Here is a 17,369-nt window from a genome sequence, read left to right as displayed (position 1 = left end):
ATGCTAAATTATTTAAGATAGTTTTATGATTTTCTCTATTATTTTTTATTTCATAGTTTCATATTTTTTACTACAACTAAAGTTGTAGGATTATCTAGAGAATTGGTCTAATGTATTGACAAAAGAATTAGAGTAAAGTTCATTACAACACATATTATACATTTTTATTTAGAAAGTAGGCTAATGTTATGAATCGTTCTTTTTATGCCTTAGTGGTAAGTCAAACAGCAACAAACCTTGCTTTTGCATTGTACACAATGACCGTTGTAATGTATTTGTATAATGAAACAGGATCAACAGCATTATCTGCAGCAGTAACTTTAACAAGTGTAACTACTCATATGTTTAGCAGCATTTACTTACCTGCAATTTCTGATAAATACAAATCAACAACAATTTTGAAGGTTTCACAGATTACCCAAATTTTTATATTAGTAGGTTTATATAGTTTGTTTTCTCAAAAGCTTTCTATTAGCATTTACTTTTTATTTTTCGTGTTATTAGCTTGTATGTCTTTTTTAAATGGATTTTTTTCTCCTTTAAAAAGTTCTATCGTCCGTTCCATTGTCCAAGAGTCAGCCAGAGTAAAAGCAAATAGCTTCATTGCAACGATTGATCAAACCTTTTTATTTGCAGGTTGGACATTAGGAGGGCTCATGTTGTCATTATTAGGAAAGGAATCTACCTTGTTATTCACTTTTTTTCTCACCTCATTATCCATGATCAGTTTATTCATGGTAAAGGAAAGAGAACACGTTACAGTCGTACAAGTACAAGAAACATTGTTCAAAAGACTTTCTTCTGGTTGGAAGTATTTATTTAAGCACAAAGGAACAAGAGTATTAATTTTAATGGATATCATGGAATCATGGGTAGGTTCAATATGGATAGGTGCTGTCACTTTAACTTATGTACAGGAAGCACTAGGTAAAGGAGAAACATGGTGGGGATATATCAATGGCGGTTATTATTTCGGAACATTAATAGGAGGAATATTAGTGTATCGCCTATCAAGTGTAATGAAAGGGCGCTTGAGCATGTTTATGTTATCGGGTTCATTCATATTTGGTATCTTAACTTTAATTTATGGTCTAACAACAAATGCTTATTTGGCACTTACATTAGTTGTTTTTATGGGACCTTCTTTTCAGGTTAGAGATTTAGCACAGGTAACGATGTATCAAAATAGTGCAGATGAAAAAACATTAATAAAAATACTTGCTGCAAAATCCTCTTTAGTTCAATTCATTTTTATTTTCTCTATAATGGGTATTGGTATTTTAACTGATCTAATCGGAGTTAAATTAGTATATATTTTATCAGGAATTCTCTTAACCTCTTCTGCCGTATTTGGTTTTGTTCACCTTGTATTACGAAAAAAAGGGGTAACACTTGAAAAAGAACAGATTCAAAACTCTTTAAATGCTTAGTGTAAAAATTCCGAGGTTGAAATCATCCTAATCTATTTTACATAATTTCCTTTTGGTTTTTAAAATCTTGACTTTATATTTTAGATTCTTCAAGAAGCAGAGTGATTAGGATATACTTACTTTAAAGGGAGGTAAATTCTAATGAAACAATCAACTTGGGATGCAATTGTCAATAATGATAAATCATATGACGGTTTGTTTTTTTATGCAGTAAAAAGCACACAAATTTTTTGTCGGCCATCTTGTAAATCTAAAATACCAAATCAAAAAAATGTGAATATATATACTACTTCTGCAGAGGCTTTACAGAATGGTTTTCGCCCATGTAAAAGGTGCTGCCCAACAGATAGAACATGGGTTGAATCATCAGAGGATATCTCAAATAAAGCAATTTCATATATGAAAAAAGCCTACCAGGAGGAAGTACAGTTAAATCAAATTGCTTCAGCTATAGCTGTAGATCCTTATCATTTAGTTCGAACGTTTAAAAAACAAACAGGAAGGCCCCCACTTGAATTTTTACAAGAATTCCGTGTAATGAAAACTAAAGAAGCTCTTATCCATACAAGTCTATCGATTACTGAGATAGCTCTTAACCACGGTTTCAATAGTACAGCTTATTTTTCAACTGTCTTTAAAAAATTTACAGGGTATACACCTTCGCAATTTCGAAAGCTAGAACTACTAAATAAGGCTCATTAAATTATTTAAATATTTACTATTGTTCTACAACTTAAAGCATTGTTATAATAAACTTTAGCTTATTTATTATTATCATAATTGAAAACAAAGGAGTTAAACAAAGAATGACAATAAAAGAAATCAAACAACATGCATTAGAATCTTTAAAAGGAAACTGGGGATTAGCAGTTTTAGTTACTTTAGTCGTGTATGGCGGCTTTTATTACTTGCTTCCTTTTTTATTAGAAATATCACTTTTCGGGTGGGTTGGTGAGAATACTTCAATTTTAAGTAGCATATTAAGTTTTATCATACAGATCGTAATTATCCCTCTTACAGTAGGAACAACCTGGTTTTTTATAGAGCTAAGCAGAAAACAACCAAATAAACTAAAAGACGTATTTGTCGTTTATTCTGATTCAACACTTGCGCTGAAAACAATTGGACTGAGTTTTTTAGTTGGAATCTTCGTATTGTTATGGACGTTATTATTAATCATTCCTGGAATTATTAAATCTATTGCTTACTCACAAGTTTTTTATATTCTTAAAGACAAACCTGAGTTAGATGTATTTGAAGCTATAAAAGAAAGTAAAAGACTCATGAAGGGATATAAGTGGAAGTATTTTTTATTAGGCCTTAGTTTCATAGGTTGGTTCCTTTTAAGTGCATTCTCATTCGGAATTGGATTCATATTTCTAATCCCTTATATGAATACGTCATTGGCATCGTTTTATGATGATATAAGCGGTCAGAATAGTTAACGGTATAAAATACTAAGTATTATTAAACTAGTTAAGCCCTGCTGAAAGATATTATCTAGCAGGGCTTTTTGTTAATTCACTTTAAGTATTTTACTTTTCAGAAATCGTTACTTCTTCCATTTTGTCACCTTGCTTTATCGTATCTACGAATTCCATACCTTTTGTTACTTTTCCAAAAACAGTATGTTGTCCGTCTAAATGAGGTTGTGGTTGGTAACAAATATAAAACTGGCTTCCTCCTGTATTACGTCCAGCATGAGCCATAGCTAAAGATCCACGTTCATGTTTATTCGGATTGATTTCGCAATCAATTTGGTATCCTGGACCTCCTGTACCTGTTCCGTTAGGACAACCTCCTTGTGCAACAAAACCAGGAATTACACGATGAAATGTAAGGCCGTTATAGAATCCTTCATTTGATAGTTTTTCAAAGTTAGCTACCGTATTCGGTGCATCCTTTTCAAATAAATCAATAAGGATCTCAGCACCATCTTCCATTTTAATTTTTGCTTGTTTGTCCATTATTATCACTCCTATTTTTATAAATCAATCATTCATTTATGACTTGATTGCCTCATGTTTTCTTAAACGCTCAGGAATCACATCATTACCAACAATATCTTCATGGCTTTCTCTTTTTACAATTAAGTCCGCTTCCCCATCTTTAACAAAAACCACTGCAGGTCTACGAATTCGATTGTAATTACTTGCCATTGCATAATTATATGCTCCTGTACACGAAACTGCAAGAATATCACCAGAATTTACTTTAGGTAATTCCAAATCCCAGATTAGCATATCTCCACTTTCACATGCTTTACCAGCAATAGATACAACTTCTTCATTTTTATCATTTGCACGGTTTGCTAACATCGCTTCATAGGGAGAATTATAAAGTGCAGGACGAATGTTATCAGTCATTCCACCATCTACAGCTACATATTTTCTTACTCCAGGAATATCTTTTTGGGTACCTACAGTATATAATGTAGAACCTGCCTCTCCTACAATACTTCTACCTGGTTCTACCCAAATTTCTGGCATTGGATATTCATTTTTTGTGAAATTATCTTTAATTGCATCTGTGATTGCTTCTACATAATCTGGTACTGGCAATGGTGTATCTTCATTTGAATATCGAATCCCAAACCCTCCACCTAAATTAATCACATCATATTCTATATTTAATTGATTACGTACTTCTACAGCAAAATCTGCAACTCGTTCAACAGCTAATTTAAAACCTTCAACTTCAAAGATTTGAGATCCAATATGAGAATGTACTCCTAATATAATTATGTTATTTAGTTGAGAAGCATCCTCCATCACTTTCATAGCTGAACCATTACCTATATCAAAGCCAAATTTTGAATCAGTCTGACCTGTTGAAATGAATTCATGTGTATGAGCTTCAACACCAGGTGTTACTCGGAATAAAGCTTTTACTTTCTTTCCTTTTTGTCCCGCTAACTCATTTAATAAATGTAATTCCACAAAATTATCAACCACGAAACAACCGATATTAGCATCCAGCGCCATTTCAATTTCAAAAGGTGTTTTATTATTTCCGTGGAAATGAATTCTTTCAGGAGGGAAACCTGCTTCAAGTGCAGTATATAATTCACCATCAGATACAACATCTAATGATAAGCCTTCTTCATCCATCACACGACAAATTGCTTTCACACAAAATGCTTTACTTGCATAAGCAACCTGAAATGTTAATCCAGACTCACGAAAGGCATTCATATATTCACGACATCTTTGTCGAACCAATTCTTCATCAACTACATATAAAGGAGTTGCAAATTGTTTAACTAAATTTGTTGTATCACATCCACCTATTTCTAAATGTCCATTATTATTCACTCTACTTGTACCATGTAAATACATTGTTCAATTTCCCCTCTTCTGAAATAAAATCTTTATATTATTAATAAATTATCATATCAAGGAGTAGAAAACAATACGGCATTGCTGTAATCTTAGCAAGAATATACCAGTTCAAAATTGAACTGGTATATATTATCATAATCAAAATGATTTAAGTTGGTTGTTTAGAATCATCTTGCGGATTTGTAATGCTTGGGCGTTTATTATCATGAGTAATAGGTTTTCTCAATACAATTGTGAAAAATGCTTTTGCATCAAATGGAATAAACGGCCATAAATAGGGTGCATTAAAGGATCTTGTGAACACTAATAGTAAAATAATCATCGTTGTGCCAACAATTAACCCAGGTACTTTAAAAAATGCTATGAGGATTAATAAAATCAGTCTTGTCATTCGATTCGCAAGTCTCAATTCATAACTTGGTGTAGCATACATTCCCATCATAGCTAAAGCTAAATATAATATGACTTCATAAACAAAAAGACCTGTCTGAACTGCAAATTCTCCTAATATGATAGCAGAGATTAACCCGAGTGAAGTGCCCAAAGCAGTTGGAGTATGAATTGAAGCCATCCTCATAATGTCAGCACCAATCTCTGCAAATAGAAATTGTAAGATAATTGGGAGTTCACCTGTTTTTTTAGGTCCCAAAAACTCTAAAGCATCCGGTTTAAGACTTGGTTCAATAACAAATAAGAACCAGATGGGAAGTATAAAAATGGAGGCAAAAATCGCGATAAATCTTACCCACCTTAAATATGTCCCCACAACTGGTGCCTCTGTATACTCTTCTGCATGCTGTACATGATGAAAAAGGGTAGCGGGTAAAATCATTGCACTTGGTGAAGTATCAACAAATAAAATAACATGTCCGTCTAATAAATGAGCAGCTATAACATCAGGGCGTTCTGAGTATCTAACCATAGGAAATGGGTTCCATGAGTTCCCAAAAATAATTTCTTCTAGCTGCTTATTTGCTACTGGAATACCATCAACTTTAATTTCTTTAATTTTATCTCTTACAGATTCCACTAATTTTTTATCCGCAACATCATCAAGGTATCCAATACATACATCTGTTTTTGTTCTTTTACCAACATTCATGACTTCATACTTTAGTTTAGGGTCACGTAATCTTCTTCGAACTAAAGTAACGTTAATTAACATTGTTTCAACAAATCCATCTCTAGAGCCACGTGCTACTTTTTCTAAAGAAGGTTCGTCAATACCTCTTATAGGAAAAACCTTTGCATCAATTACAATAGCCCGTGTTTCTCCATCAACAAAAAAAGCACACATTCCAGCTAAAACGCTATTCACAACTTTAGTTATATCATCTTCAACCTCAACTTGAATATGAGAAATGTACTTTTCCAAAAAACTTGATAATACTTTAGGAACTAACTCCTCACGTTTTAAATAACTCAATCTTTTTAAAATCTCTGTTAACACATCATCCTTGGCAAAGCCATTAATATACAATAATCCAGTCTTTTTTGTTCCAAATTCCATTTCCCTAAACAAAACATCAAAGCTGCTATCTAATCCAATATGTTCATTCAAAGCTTCTTTAACTTTTTTTATATCCTTTGGAATGGGTATCTTTTGTTTATTTGATTCTGCCATCATTTACTTCCTTTCATATTGCATTTACAATGTTCGATATACTATCCATTGAAAAAGTGATCCAATGATTTTTCCTAAGACCATAGCCATCAATAGAACAATAATGTACTTTGACATATTCATTCTTTGCGCTAATATTGGTAAAACATTTAATACTTCCGTTAACCCAGCTGCTATCATTCCAACAAAAACACCAGCGAATAAGCCAAATATTATGGTGCTTAACGGAAAAAGGTGAAAATTCCATTTATAAAAATCAGTAAATGTCCAAAACACCGCCCCAATCACAACAGCGGATTCATATAAGTACAGAAACTTATTAGATTTAGTAAGCTGCGTCAAACGAGGTACGACATCCAAAACTGTCAGAAAAGCAACCAAGCCACTTCCTACTGCTAAACCTCCTGAAACCCCTATAAAGATAAGTAATACATTATGAAATAGTTCCATCATCTGAACCATTTCTTTTATCATTCTTTTGAAATTGTTTTGTAATTTGAAACTGATTTAAATTTTCTTTGTACATGAACATTTCTAACTCAAGGGGTGAGGGCTCCTCACTAAACTTCTTTTTAAATAATCGATTAAAAAATAAGATCATCCCGATTCCTAATCCTAGTGAATATGGGATTTGCAGAAGTAAGGGGGACTCAGTTTCTTCCCCTGTCACATATGTAAAAATTTTTTGATGAACTTCCTCCATACTTACGTCTGCATGAAAGTTCATAATGGCTAAACCAGATCCCACAAATAATAACAACCATACTAAAGCGATGAATATAATATTAGGTGAAGGTTTATTTTCCTCAAATTCAACAAATACATGTGGTTCTCCAAAATATTCTATGGTTACATCAGGAAGAACTTCCTTCACTTTTTTTATAATCATCATTAAATCAATGACTAAATTCTTTTTATCTTCTGGTTGAATAATCAATAGCTTCTTTAATATCATCTCCCACTCAGGGTCAATGATGACTTGAGCAATTTGTCCTAAATAGATTGGTTTTCCTTTTGTTAATCTAATAAATTTCCTTAACCTCAAATATAATATTTGCTGATTGTTATTCATCATCACCACCCCTAACATATACCTCAACCTAAACCTTTCTCATAGTATGTACGTAAAAAAGCTCAGATAGTCATAATGCTATCTGAGCTTTAATCGTTCGTAATATTTTCTTCTCTAATCTGGACACTTGTACTTGTGATATTCCCAATCGGAGTGCAACCTCTGATTGAGTTTGATCTTTATAATACCTCAAGTATACGATGAGTTGTTCTCTTTCACTTAATGATTGAATGGCTTCATTTAAAGCAATGTTTTCAAACCATTTATCTTGAGAATCATCAGATATTTGATCCATGAGTGTAATCGGATCCCCATCATTTTCAAAAACGGTTTCATGGATAGATGAAGGAGGTTTATTGGCTTCAAGTGCAAACACCACGTCCTCTGGGGTTACTTCTAGTTCTTTCGCTATTTCTGATATGGTGGGTATTCGATTTAATTTTTTAGTAAGCTCATCCTTAATTTTCCTCACCTTATTTGCCATTTCTTTTAAGGAGCGACTCACTTTTAAGGTTCCATCATCCCTGAGAAAACGTTGTATTTCTCCTATAATCATCGGAACAGCATAGGTAGAAAATTTGACATCATAAGATAAGTCGAATTTATCAACTGATTTTAACAATCCTATACATCCGATTTGAAACAAATCATCAGGCTCATATCCCCGATTTAAAAACCGTTGAACTACTGACCATACTAAACGAATATTACTATTCACTAAAGTATCTCTTGCTACCATGTCACCAGTTTGACTTAAAGCAATTAATCTTTTGACTTCATTATCCTTTAGATATTTATGTGTCTTGTTATTCAAATCCACATCCATATTCATACCCCTAATTGTATAAAGCTTTTTTTGATTCAATCCGCTTCATCATTGTCACCTTAGTTCCTTTTCCTAAAATTGAATTAATCTCAACTTCATCCATAAAATTTTCCATAATCGTAAAACCCATACCTGACCTCTCTAACTCAGGTTTTGATGTAAATAGAGGCTGCATTGCCTCGTCTAAGTTCTCGATGCCTAACCCTTCATCCTCTACAGTAATATAAACCGTATCCTCCTCTATTTTTGCAGTAATCGAAATCATACCATCTGGTTTATTTTCATAGCCATGGATAATTGAATTCGTAACTGCTTCAGAAACCACTGTTTTAATGTCTGTTAGTTCGTTGACTTGTGGATCTAATTGAGAAACAAACGCAGCCACTGTAATTCTTGCAAAAGCTTCATTTTCTGATTTACTCATAAATTGAAGAGCCATATAATTATTTACTTTCATGATACGACCCCCAAACTAGAAAGAGCTTGTTCTTCATCTTCTTCAATGGTTAATATTTTAAACAAACCTGACATTTCAAACAGTCGATAGATTGAAGAGTTGACGTTGCAAACAACCATCCTTCCACCTTTATTTGTAATTTGTTTATATCGTCCTAATATAACTCCTAAACCAGAGCTATCCATAAAAGACAGATCCTTAAGTACTAAAACGATATGATTACTGTTTTCCTGCTCTATTGCACTTTCCATTTTTGTTCGCAGCAGTTCAGATGTGTGATGATCAAGTTCACCCTGAAGTCTTACGATCAATGCTTCACCTTGATTAGATATCTGCACGTGCAGACTCATAGTTCTTCACTCCTTATAAACTGATAATGAAGCATTTCTAGATTCATTCTACTAATTCCTGCTCATCGACAAAACTAGAAGAGAACTTTGTTTATTTGACAATTTCTTCTTTATTCTTGTGAATTTTCTTCTAATTGATCTGACTCGTTTTCTGTTTCTTGTTCATCTTTTTTTTGAACAAATAGTACTTTTTCTATCGTTCTTTTCAAAATTTGCCAATAACTTGCTTCACTAACTTCTTTAGGAGAATCAAGATCAATTTCTTTAATTTTTTCTTCATTTTGATAGATCTTTAATTTTCCAACGGTTTGTCCTAATGAAACTGGTGCTTTAATTTCTGATTCTAATTCAATTTCATACTTAATATTTTCTTTGGACTCCCCTTTTTTCATTAACACACTATATTGTTGCTTTGCCACGATCTCAATATTTTGAACATCCCCTTTTTCAATAGGGATCGTACCGATCATTTCACCTGGTTTAAAAATAGGATAAGTGGTATATTGAGAAAAAGCATAATCAAATAACTTAGACACTTCATAGTTTCTAGATTTTGTCGTAGGTTCTCCTAATACAACAGCAATCACACGCATATCATTTCTTTTAGCAGTTGCTGCAAGGCAATACTTAGCTTCACTGGTATAACCAGTTTTCAGACCATCTGCTCCCTGATAAAATCTGACTAATTTATTCGTGTTGACTAGCCAGAAAGGATCATCTGTATCCTTACGCAAATAATCCTGATATTTACTAGTAAATTGTGTGATCTTTTCATGCTTTAATAACTCTTTAGACATCATCGCAATGTCATGAGCACTTGAATAATGGTCTGACGAAGGTAAACCATTACTATTCTGGAAATGTGTGTTCTCTAAACCAAGTTCTTTTGCGCGATCATTCATCATTTGAACAAACATTTCTTCTGATCCTGCTATTTTTTCAGCCATCGCTACAGATGCATCATTACCCGAAGCCATCGCAATGCCTTTTAGCATATCCTCAACACTCATCTCTTCTCCAGCTTCTAAAAAGATTTGAGAGCCTCCCATAGATGCTGCTAACTCACTAGTTCTAACCATTTCATCTTTCTGTATTTTTCCGCTATCAAGCGCTTCCATAATAAGTAACATGGTCATTACTTTTGTGATACTAGCGGGAGGTAAACGATCATGAGCATTTTTTTCAAAAATGATAGTACCTGTATCAGCGTCTATCAAAATGGCAGAATGAGAATTTGGAGCTAAATCTATCTGTTGTTCCTCAGGTTCATTTGCAATCAATTGAGCTGGAAATATCAGACTTATAAATAAAACTGTGCTTAAAAAATAGATTAAGTGTTTTCTGTACATTACATGTCTCCTCCTAGCATGAATTACTTGTATACAGTGTTTACTAATCTCATGTAAATTATTCCATATTATAATAAATATTTAATTCCAATATTAGAATCATTTCATCTCACCACTCTAGTAGCAGTAAATTATATTTTGATATGTTGTAAAGGTTTATTGAAAGTTGCGGAATAATTAGCCATAATAAAAATAAATTTATATTTAATCTTAGATTTTAATCGAGGGAGGAGAAATTATGGGAAAATTTTTTACAGAACTTAATGAGGATTTAATTAAATTTATTCAAAAGCAACATATGTTTTTCACAGCAACAGCACCTTCAGACGATGGGAGAATTAATTTATCTCCAAAGGGCTATGACTGTTTAATAATTGAAAACAACCAATCTATCATTTACTTGGATTATGCAGGTAGTGGAAACGAAACTGCAAACCATTTAAAAGACAATAAAAAAATTACACTCATGTGGAATAGTTTTGATCAAAAACCATTGATATTACGCGTTTATGGCTATGGTGAAGTATTTGAAAAACATACAGAAACATACGCTAATTTATTACAGGACAATTTTCCAAATATTGATCCAAAATCAGCAAGACAGGTTTTCAGGATTAAGATTGAGGCGGTACAAACAAGTTGTGGATTCGGTGTTCCAATCATGAATTATGTCGAGGATAGAAATATTTTAAAAAAATGGACTGAAAACAAAACCTCACAAGGATTATTAGATGAATATATAGATAAACATGGGGCCAAATTGGATGAGAAGTTTCCATTAAATAAATAAAAGATCCTATATCTTAGGCGGAAAAAGATTTGAATATGAACCTCAGAAGAAGATTTTAGATTTTACTTCTTCTAAGGTTCACTTCAATTACATTATTCCTTTTTATGATCAGGAGAGATAATCCCATAATATAATAAAGTCATAAATTGATCTCTAATTGCGTTAATATCCGTGATTCCAACTAAATTTTCAGGATTTGCAAAAAACTGTTTTATACTCATAATAAATAATGTAAGGACATGAGGTGAAATATCTTTACGAATCTGACCTTTTTTCTGCGCCTCAAAAAGAAAATGCTCAAACTTAGGAATAATTTCTTCTCTTTGATAAGCTAGTAATCTTTGAGATTGTTGTGGGTAATACTTGACTAGATCCATAATGAATACTTGAGATATTTTGTCTGTACCTTCATATTTCTGCAGTTCCATCAAACCTTCTAACGGATTATCTTTAGCATGATCAAGCATCGAGTAAAAATCCTGAATGATTTCATCAACAAGTTCGTTCAACACTTGCTCGATTAAACCTTCTTTATTTTGAAAATGTTTATAAATCGTCATTTTAGAAGCAGGAACTTTCTCAGCAATTTGTTCCAAACTAGTTTCTTGTAATCCTTGCAACATAAAAAGCTCTTTTGCTGTTTTAAGAATTTGTTCTTTTTTACGACTCAATGAAGGTTTCCTCCTATTACTATGTGTTCAAAGGGGACTTTTTTGAACTTTCTCTCGTTGCTACATCGTAATATCTCTTCGTACAAATAGTATATTACCTAATATAATTCCTACAAAATATATGCCTAATGTAATCAATATACCTGGCATTGTCAAACTAGATTCCAGCACAATTTGTTTCGTTTCAAACACTGAAAATAGGCTTAAATCTGCCATCCAATTCAACTCCTCATTTAACGAAGAAAGCATATTTAATAAAAAGGATACAAGTACGATCCCTACCCCTAATGAAATGGCAGCACGTTCAGAAGATAAAATTGAAGTAATAGCATACCCTACGCCAGCAAAAGCTAAACTAATGAAATAGGCACCAAGCATTAACAGCATAATCGTTTTTACAGAATCAATATCACTAAATAAAGCACCAAATAATAATACTATGAGTAAATTTACGATGGAAATGATTGTAATTTGAATAAATTGAGCCAACACTTTATGCAAAAAAATACTTGTGCGGCTATATGGCAAAGTAAATAAAAATTCACCTGTTTGTTGATCTTTTTCTTTAGATATACTGGAAGCAGCCCATATTCCCGAAAAGGCACCTAATAATAAAACGGTAAACATAAATGGCTCTCCTGCCATCCATCCTTCAAATGTTGTCATTAACTCAGCGTCCATACCAAAAGCATCTAACAAACCTTGTGGCATTGTTTTTAACATATCCACCATAAGTTCATTACTAAGGTACACATCAGCCATACCTGCAAACATTGCACTAAATAATAAAATAACAGCTCCACTAATAAAGAAACTGCGCCGATTTAGAAATAATTCGTTGCGAATTAGGTTCGTTTTCATTCCTTTTCACCTTCTTCTTTCTCGTAATATTCCATAAACAACTCTTCTAAAGTAGGCTTGTGAATTGAAATATCTTTTATAGGATATTGAGAAATATGTTTCAGAACATTATGAATTTCTTTTTGCACCGTCAGATTATGCATACCATTGTTAAAATTCACAGAAGAGTCAATCTGCTGCAAACCATATTTTTCAATCAAGTTTCCTGATTCCATAAATTGTACCTCAATGGTGCGTTTTTTTGATTCTTGGATTTCACTCACTTTTGAAGTGCGAATAATTTCACCATTTCGAATAATCGCCACTCTATCACATACTTTTTCTACTTCAGACAAGATGTGAGTAGAGAAAAATATTGTCATTCCTGATCCATTTAGTTCTTTCAATAAATCAAAAAAGGAATGCTGCATTAAAGGATCTAAACCTGATGTCGGTTCGTCCAAAATCAACAGTTTAGGATCGTGCAATAAGGTTTGTAAAATCCCTAATTTTTTTCGGTTACCCATAGAATAGGATTTCACTTTTTTAGACATATCAAAATTTAAGAGTTCAGCATATTGTTTGGTGGCAGTATCTTTTAATTGAATGTCGTTTGCTCTCGCAGCAAATTCTAATACTTGTTTACCTGTCATATCTTTATAATAATTAATTTCTGAAGGTAAATACCCTATCTTATTCCGCAAAGTATGCTGTTCAGTTGTAAGTGGTTCATTTAATACATTAATTTCACCAGATGTTGGTTTTATCAATTGCATTAACATCCGAATGGTAGTAGACTTTCCAGCTCCATTCGGTCCAATAAAACCAAAAATCTCCCCTTCCTTTACATCGAGGTTAATTTTAGAAACTCCTTTGTGTTTCCCATAATACTTCGTTAAATTCTTGGTGGAAATTGCACTCATCAATCTCTCCTCCTTAAATTCATATTCAAATAATATACTTTATTTAAATATAAGTATATTATAACATAAATATTATCTTTATTTCTAATAAAATTATACTTTTTTTAAATTAAAGTACATTTTTTATTAGTATTTAACTTTAAATTGGACAAAACTATTTTGGTCTTTAAAATATGAACCGCTGAACACTTTTACTATCACTTATTTTTATTTGATATAATTATAAATTAAAAGAAAAAAGAAGGTGCATTTCTCTAATTGAGCCTGCAACCTTCTCTTCCCATTTTTTATCTCTTGTTATTCAATTATCTCATAAATGATAGGTAGTTCATCCACACTTTCTGTTGATATTTTCACTGACTGCTGTATTAGATCTAAACTATCCTGAACTTCTTTATTATTGCTATGTATCACTGCAATCACTTCACCAACTGAAACCTCATCTGCTACTTTTTTCTTTAAAGTAATGCCAACAGAATAATCAATTTGATCTTCTTTTGTTTTTCTGCCTGCACCAAGGTACATAGCCGCATAACCTATAGATTCTGCATTGATGTCTTGAATATAGCCTGATTGTTCCGCAATTACATTAATATGATACTTGGCCTGAGGTAGTTTTTCTGGTTGGGTTACTAGTTCTGGATCTCCACCCTGTGCTTCAACAAATTTTGCAAAAGTTTCAACAGCTTGTCCTGTATTTAATACTTCTTCCAACTGCTTATAAGCTGTATTAAAATCAGGATATACTTGTCCCGCTACCGCCATATGAGATGCAAGTGTCAAACACACTTTTGTTAACCTCTCTTCTCCTTTTCCGCTTAGAACCTCAATCGCTTCTCTCACTTCATTTGCATTTCCGATTTCAAAACCTAAAGGTTGATTCATATCTGTGATTACCGCTACCGTTTTTCTGTTTAAATGATTACCGATAGAAACCATCGTCTTTGCTAATTCCTTTGCATCCTCTAAAGATTTCATGAATGCACCTGCTCCAACCTTTACATCTAATACAATTGCATCTGCACCAGAGGCAATTTTTTTACTCATGATGGAGCTTGCTATCAGAGGCATCGAGTTCACTGTTCCTGTAACATCTCTCAAACCATATAACTTTTTATCTGCTGGCGTTAAGTTTCCACTTTGTCCAACAAGTGCCATTTTAAACTCATTTACATTTTGAAAGAACTGCTCTTTAGTCAACTCGATCTTAAATCCTTCAATAGACTCTAATTTATCAACCGTACCTCCTGTATGACCAAGTCCTCTGCCTGACATTTTTGCAACAGGAACACCTACTGAAGCTACTAATGGAACAACAATTAAGCTTGTTTTATCCCCTACACCACCAGTTGAATGTTTATCTACTTTAATGCCTTTTATTCCTGACAAATCAACTTGATCTCCAGAGCATGCCATTTCCATTGTTAATTCCGAGGTTTCTTTCGCATCTAATCCTTGAAAAAATACGGCCATTGCCCAAGCTGACATTTGATAATCAGGGATGGTTCCATCCGTATACCCTTTTATTATGTATTGAATTTCATCTCTAGATAATGATAAACCTTCCCTTTTTTTAGAAATTAAATCAACCATTCTCATGTTAGTATATCTCCTTTGTTATGGTGTTGGTGTAAATAAAACACTTTCATTAGAACCGTCTATTTTAACTTTAAAAGTTCGATAACTTTCTTGATTTTCTGTAAATAATAAAACACCTTCATCTGTAATTTCTAAATCTTGAATATATCCATTGATAAGCTCTTCATATGATTTTCCATTAGTTTTCACTTTAAATACCGTTGTATAAACACTAATAGGACTCGCACTTAAAGAAGATGAGGCATATATCCAATCGTTTTCAATTGATAATAATAAATTAACATTTTGATCACTTATTTTTACTTTTTCGGAGCCATCCAGTTTTATTTTATGCAGCTTCCAATCTTCAATATAATAAATCCAGTCGTTTAAAATCATGTAATTATTTGTGTTTACAGTAGTGAGCTTGGTCTGCTCACTTCCATCTAGTTTTATACGATATAAATTTTCATGTTCATCATATCCAACATAATAAATCCAATCGCCTAAAATCTTAGGATTCTCCAAGTCACTTGTTAATTTAAGCAAATTAGTTCCATCCAAATCTACTATGTTTGAACCCTCTTGGGAAGAATAAAAAATTCTTTCATCTAAGATATAAAATTGATAAATCTGTTCATCTGTAAGTTTAGTCAATTGTTTAGTTTCCAAACCATATTGGAACAATCGCTGTTGTTCACTGTCTTCAATAAAATACAGCTGATCATTGTAGATCTCATATTGCAATAACCTCTGATCAATTACTCTTACATTATTTTCACCCAATAATTCCTTCTCATACAGCTTGTTTTCATCCAGTGCATTTCTGTAGTATATCTTATTTTGGAAAACTTCATATTCTGTAACGGTTGAATCAACTATTTTCTTTATATTTTCACCGTTTAAATCCATTTGATATAATTTATTAAAATCATTATTATCTAAATAAAATAACCTATTGTTTTGTAAAAACAAGTTACTTAAGTCCATTTCTGATATTTTTTTAGTTTCTTCATCTAAAATAAACAGTTCTTTATTTAGGAAAGCGCTATAGTAAAATACCCAATCGTCCCAAATTTCTATAAAATCAAGATCATATCCTGATATAGATATTTGCTCCTTATTCGTACCATCAAGTTTCATTCTCCATAAATTCCCTCCGACTCCTTCTGTACGATAATAAATCCAGTCTTGGGAGATTTGGAAAAACTGAATGTATTCATTAGAAACTATATCAAGCTCCAATCCATCCGTATTTATTTTATAAATATTGTTTTCAAACAAATAATAAATCCAATCATCTAACATTTTAAGATTAGTGACAGAATCCCTTGAAACTAACAACTTAGAGGAACCGTCTGTTTTCATCTTATATAAATTTAATTCATATGAACGGTTTACATAATAGATCCAATTTTCTTGAATCAAAAAGCTGTGTATTTCATCTTCAGATAATACTACTTTATCAGTTCCATCTAACCTAACTTTGGTTAGTCTATTCTGATCTGAAGCATTGACATAATAAACCCATGAACCTTGTACGATAAACTGATGGGTGGAATCACCTGTTAATTTTTCTTTATTCGATCCATCTGTATCTATCATGTAGATACCAAGCTCGTTTGATTGTGTATAAAGTATTTTCTGTTCTACTTTAGTCATAAAATAAACTGCTTCATCAATTACTTTTTTTGGTTCTTGCTCTCCATTTTGTAAAACGTATAGTTTCCAATCATCTAATTCATTCCGGAAATAAGTAGCACTTCCATCATAGATGATGTTACTTGATTCAAATACATCCAAATTTTCTTCTGATTGTATTGGGTGGTTGTTTGGAAGTGGCTCATCTGTTGGAAAAGGAAAAGGTAGGGGAAGGGTTCCCATTGAACCTCCTACAACTCCTGGTTGAGTTTGAGGTGATTTTGTTTCTTGTGCAGGATATAACCACCAGCCAATTAAACTTATCATTAAAACTAAAATTAGAACATAAATTATCTTTTTATATTTAATCTTTTTTCCATTGCCCTTGTTTTCTTCAACTTCATTATTTCCCATTGTCTCCCTCTCCATAACCAGGTTTTACAATTATAAATTGCATCTTTATATTTTTAGAAAATA

18 protein-coding genes are annotated in these 17,369 nt (G+C 32.5%); 4 read left to right on the top strand and 14 right to left on the bottom strand.

What is annotated here, in order from left to right; genetic code table 11:
* Nucleotides 1–188: 188 nt before the first annotated feature.
* The 3 genes from VQL36_RS07595 to VQL36_RS07585 all read left to right on the top strand — a co-directional run bounded on the left by VQL36_RS07595 (nucleotide 189) and on the right by VQL36_RS07585 (nucleotide 2,875).
* Nucleotides 189–1,430 (top strand): MFS transporter, encoded by a 1,242-nt coding sequence (locus VQL36_RS07595; protein WP_349248728.1) that lies wholly within the window; start codon nucleotides 189–191, stop codon nucleotides 1,428–1,430.
* Nucleotides 1,431–1,571: 141 nt separating this feature from the next.
* Nucleotides 1,572–2,132 carry a bifunctional transcriptional activator/DNA repair enzyme AdaA gene (locus tag VQL36_RS07590; protein ID WP_349248727.1) on the top strand — a complete coding sequence of 187 codons (561 nt, stop codon included), beginning with the start codon at nucleotides 1,572–1,574 and terminating at the stop codon, nucleotides 2,130–2,132.
* Between the two features lie 104 nt (nucleotides 2,133–2,236).
* Nucleotides 2,237–2,875: a DUF975 family protein gene (locus VQL36_RS07585; protein WP_349248726.1), complete on the top strand. Its 639-nt coding sequence runs from the start codon at nucleotides 2,237–2,239 to the stop codon at nucleotides 2,873–2,875.
* A 90-nt stretch (nucleotides 2,876–2,965) separates the two neighbouring features.
* On the opposite strand, the gene VQL36_RS07580 is transcribed toward VQL36_RS07585, so the two are convergent.
* From VQL36_RS07580 to VQL36_RS07540, 9 genes are all read right to left on the bottom strand, one after another.
* Nucleotides 2,966–3,397: a peptidylprolyl isomerase gene (locus VQL36_RS07580; protein WP_349248725.1), complete on the bottom strand. Its 432-nt coding sequence runs from the start codon at nucleotides 3,395–3,397 to the stop codon at nucleotides 2,966–2,968.
* Nucleotides 3,398–3,433: 36 nt separating this feature from the next.
* Nucleotides 3,434–4,768 carry a diaminopimelate decarboxylase gene (gene lysA, locus VQL36_RS07575; protein ID WP_349248724.1) on the bottom strand — a complete coding sequence of 445 codons (1,335 nt, stop codon included), beginning with the start codon at nucleotides 4,766–4,768 and terminating at the stop codon, nucleotides 3,434–3,436.
* 151 nt (nucleotides 4,769–4,919) lie between these two features.
* A complete protein-coding gene (locus tag VQL36_RS07570) occupies nucleotides 4,920–6,395 on the bottom strand; it encodes a spore germination protein (protein WP_349248723.1) in 1,476 nt (491 codons plus the stop codon).
* Between the two features lie 24 nt (nucleotides 6,396–6,419).
* On the bottom strand, nucleotides 6,420–6,845 hold the full coding sequence (locus VQL36_RS07565) for a stage V sporulation protein AB (RefSeq protein ID WP_413789564.1): 426 nt from the start codon (nucleotides 6,843–6,845) through the stop codon (nucleotides 6,420–6,422).
* Complete coding sequence (locus VQL36_RS07560) at nucleotides 6,829–7,467, bottom strand: stage V sporulation protein AA (protein ID WP_349248721.1); 639 nt, start codon at nucleotides 7,465–7,467, stop codon at nucleotides 6,829–6,831. Before VQL36_RS07560 ends, VQL36_RS07565 begins: the two co-directional genes overlap by 17 nt.
* A gap of 70 nt (nucleotides 7,468–7,537) precedes the next feature.
* Nucleotides 7,538–8,293, bottom strand: a complete 756-nt coding sequence (gene sigF / locus VQL36_RS07555; RefSeq protein WP_349248720.1) for an RNA polymerase sporulation sigma factor SigF — start codon at nucleotides 8,291–8,293, stop codon at nucleotides 7,538–7,540.
* A 10-nt stretch (nucleotides 8,294–8,303) separates the two neighbouring features.
* Nucleotides 8,304–8,750 (bottom strand): anti-sigma F factor, encoded by a 447-nt coding sequence (gene spoIIAB, locus VQL36_RS07550; RefSeq protein WP_349248719.1) that lies wholly within the window; start codon nucleotides 8,748–8,750, stop codon nucleotides 8,304–8,306.
* Entirely contained in the window at nucleotides 8,747–9,100 is a 354-nt protein-coding gene (gene spoIIAA / locus VQL36_RS07545) for an anti-sigma F factor antagonist (protein ID WP_349248718.1), read from the bottom strand. The genes spoIIAB and spoIIAA overlap by 4 nt, the downstream gene beginning before the upstream one ends.
* A 110-nt stretch (nucleotides 9,101–9,210) precedes the next feature.
* Nucleotides 9,211–10,449, bottom strand: a complete 1,239-nt coding sequence (locus VQL36_RS07540) for a D-alanyl-D-alanine carboxypeptidase family protein (protein WP_349248717.1) — start codon at nucleotides 10,447–10,449, stop codon at nucleotides 9,211–9,213.
* A gap of 238 nt (nucleotides 10,450–10,687) precedes the next feature.
* Between VQL36_RS07540 and VQL36_RS07535 the strand changes: the two genes are divergently transcribed.
* Complete coding sequence (locus tag VQL36_RS07535) at nucleotides 10,688–11,239, top strand: pyridoxamine 5'-phosphate oxidase family protein (protein ID WP_349248716.1); 552 nt, start codon at nucleotides 10,688–10,690, stop codon at nucleotides 11,237–11,239.
* Nucleotides 11,240–11,331: 92 nt separating this feature from the next.
* Here VQL36_RS07535 and VQL36_RS07530 read toward each other — a convergent pair whose 3' ends face one another.
* The 5 genes from VQL36_RS07530 to VQL36_RS07510 form a co-directional block, all read right to left on the bottom strand.
* Nucleotides 11,332–11,910 (bottom strand): TetR/AcrR family transcriptional regulator, encoded by a 579-nt coding sequence (locus VQL36_RS07530; RefSeq protein ID WP_349248715.1) that lies wholly within the window; start codon nucleotides 11,908–11,910, stop codon nucleotides 11,332–11,334.
* A 60-nt stretch (nucleotides 11,911–11,970) separates the two neighbouring features.
* Entirely contained in the window at nucleotides 11,971–12,771 is an 801-nt protein-coding gene (locus tag VQL36_RS07525; RefSeq protein ID WP_349248714.1) for an ABC transporter permease subunit, read from the bottom strand.
* Nucleotides 12,768–13,673 (bottom strand): ABC transporter ATP-binding protein, encoded by a 906-nt coding sequence (locus tag VQL36_RS07520; protein ID WP_349248713.1) that lies wholly within the window; start codon nucleotides 13,671–13,673, stop codon nucleotides 12,768–12,770. Before VQL36_RS07520 ends, VQL36_RS07525 begins: the two co-directional genes overlap by 4 nt.
* Nucleotides 13,674–13,970: 297 nt before the next feature.
* Complete coding sequence (locus VQL36_RS07515; RefSeq protein WP_349248712.1) at nucleotides 13,971–15,272, bottom strand: pyrimidine-nucleoside phosphorylase; 1,302 nt, start codon at nucleotides 15,270–15,272, stop codon at nucleotides 13,971–13,973.
* 18 nt (nucleotides 15,273–15,290) lie between these two features.
* On the bottom strand, nucleotides 15,291–17,306 hold the full coding sequence (locus VQL36_RS07510) for a DUF5050 domain-containing protein (protein ID WP_349248711.1): 2,016 nt from the start codon (nucleotides 17,304–17,306) through the stop codon (nucleotides 15,291–15,293).
* Nucleotides 17,307–17,369: the final 63 nt, after the last annotated feature.

Source organism: Chengkuizengella sp. SCS-71B, from assembly GCF_040100845.1.
Taxonomy (GTDB): Bacteria; Bacillota; Bacilli; order Paenibacillales; family KCTC-33759; genus Chengkuizengella.
The sequence above is the reverse complement of the archived record's forward strand: the minus strand, read 5'-3'. Positions and strand labels throughout refer to the sequence as shown.

Bases quoted from the DNA above. Each gene is read 5' to 3' on its own strand.
- VQL36_RS07535 (WP_349248716.1), top strand. From the start codon at position 10,688: ATGGGAAAATTTTTTACAGAACTTAATGAGGATTTAATTAAATTTATT.
- spoIIAA (WP_349248718.1), bottom strand. From the start codon at position 9,100: ATGAGTCTGCACGTGCAGATATCTAATCAAGGTGAAGCATTGATCGTA.
- VQL36_RS07595 (WP_349248728.1), top strand. From the start codon at position 189: ATGAATCGTTCTTTTTATGCCTTAGTGGTAAGTCAAACAGCAACAAAC.
- VQL36_RS07520 (WP_349248713.1), bottom strand. From the start codon at position 13,673: ATGAGTGCAATTTCCACCAAGAATTTAACGAAGTATTATGGGAAACAC.
- VQL36_RS07510 (WP_349248711.1), bottom strand. From the start codon at position 17,306: ATGGGAAATAATGAAGTTGAAGAAAACAAGGGCAATGGAAAAAAGATT.
- VQL36_RS07540 (WP_349248717.1), bottom strand. From the start codon at position 10,449: ATGTACAGAAAACACTTAATCTATTTTTTAAGCACAGTTTTATTTATA.
- VQL36_RS07565 (WP_413789564.1), bottom strand. From the start codon at position 6,845: ATGGAACTATTTCATAATGTATTACTTATCTTTATAGGGGTTTCAGGA.
- lysA (WP_349248724.1), bottom strand. From the start codon at position 4,768: ATGTATTTACATGGTACAAGTAGAGTGAATAATAATGGACATTTAGAA.
- VQL36_RS07590 (WP_349248727.1), top strand. From the start codon at position 1,572: ATGAAACAATCAACTTGGGATGCAATTGTCAATAATGATAAATCATAT.
- spoIIAB (WP_349248719.1), bottom strand. From the start codon at position 8,750: ATGAAAGTAAATAATTATATGGCTCTTCAATTTATGAGTAAATCAGAA.
- VQL36_RS07515 (WP_349248712.1), bottom strand. From the start codon at position 15,272: ATGAGAATGGTTGATTTAATTTCTAAAAAAAGGGAAGGTTTATCATTA.
- VQL36_RS07570 (WP_349248723.1), bottom strand. From the start codon at position 6,395: ATGGCAGAATCAAATAAACAAAAGATACCCATTCCAAAGGATATAAAA.
- VQL36_RS07580 (WP_349248725.1), bottom strand. From the start codon at position 3,397: ATGGACAAACAAGCAAAAATTAAAATGGAAGATGGTGCTGAGATCCTT.
- sigF (WP_349248720.1), bottom strand. From the start codon at position 8,293: ATGGATGTGGATTTGAATAACAAGACACATAAATATCTAAAGGATAAT.
- VQL36_RS07585 (WP_349248726.1), top strand. From the start codon at position 2,237: ATGACAATAAAAGAAATCAAACAACATGCATTAGAATCTTTAAAAGGA.
- VQL36_RS07560 (WP_349248721.1), bottom strand. From the start codon at position 7,467: ATGAATAACAATCAGCAAATATTATATTTGAGGTTAAGGAAATTTATT.
- VQL36_RS07525 (WP_349248714.1), bottom strand. From the start codon at position 12,771: ATGAAAACGAACCTAATTCGCAACGAATTATTTCTAAATCGGCGCAGT.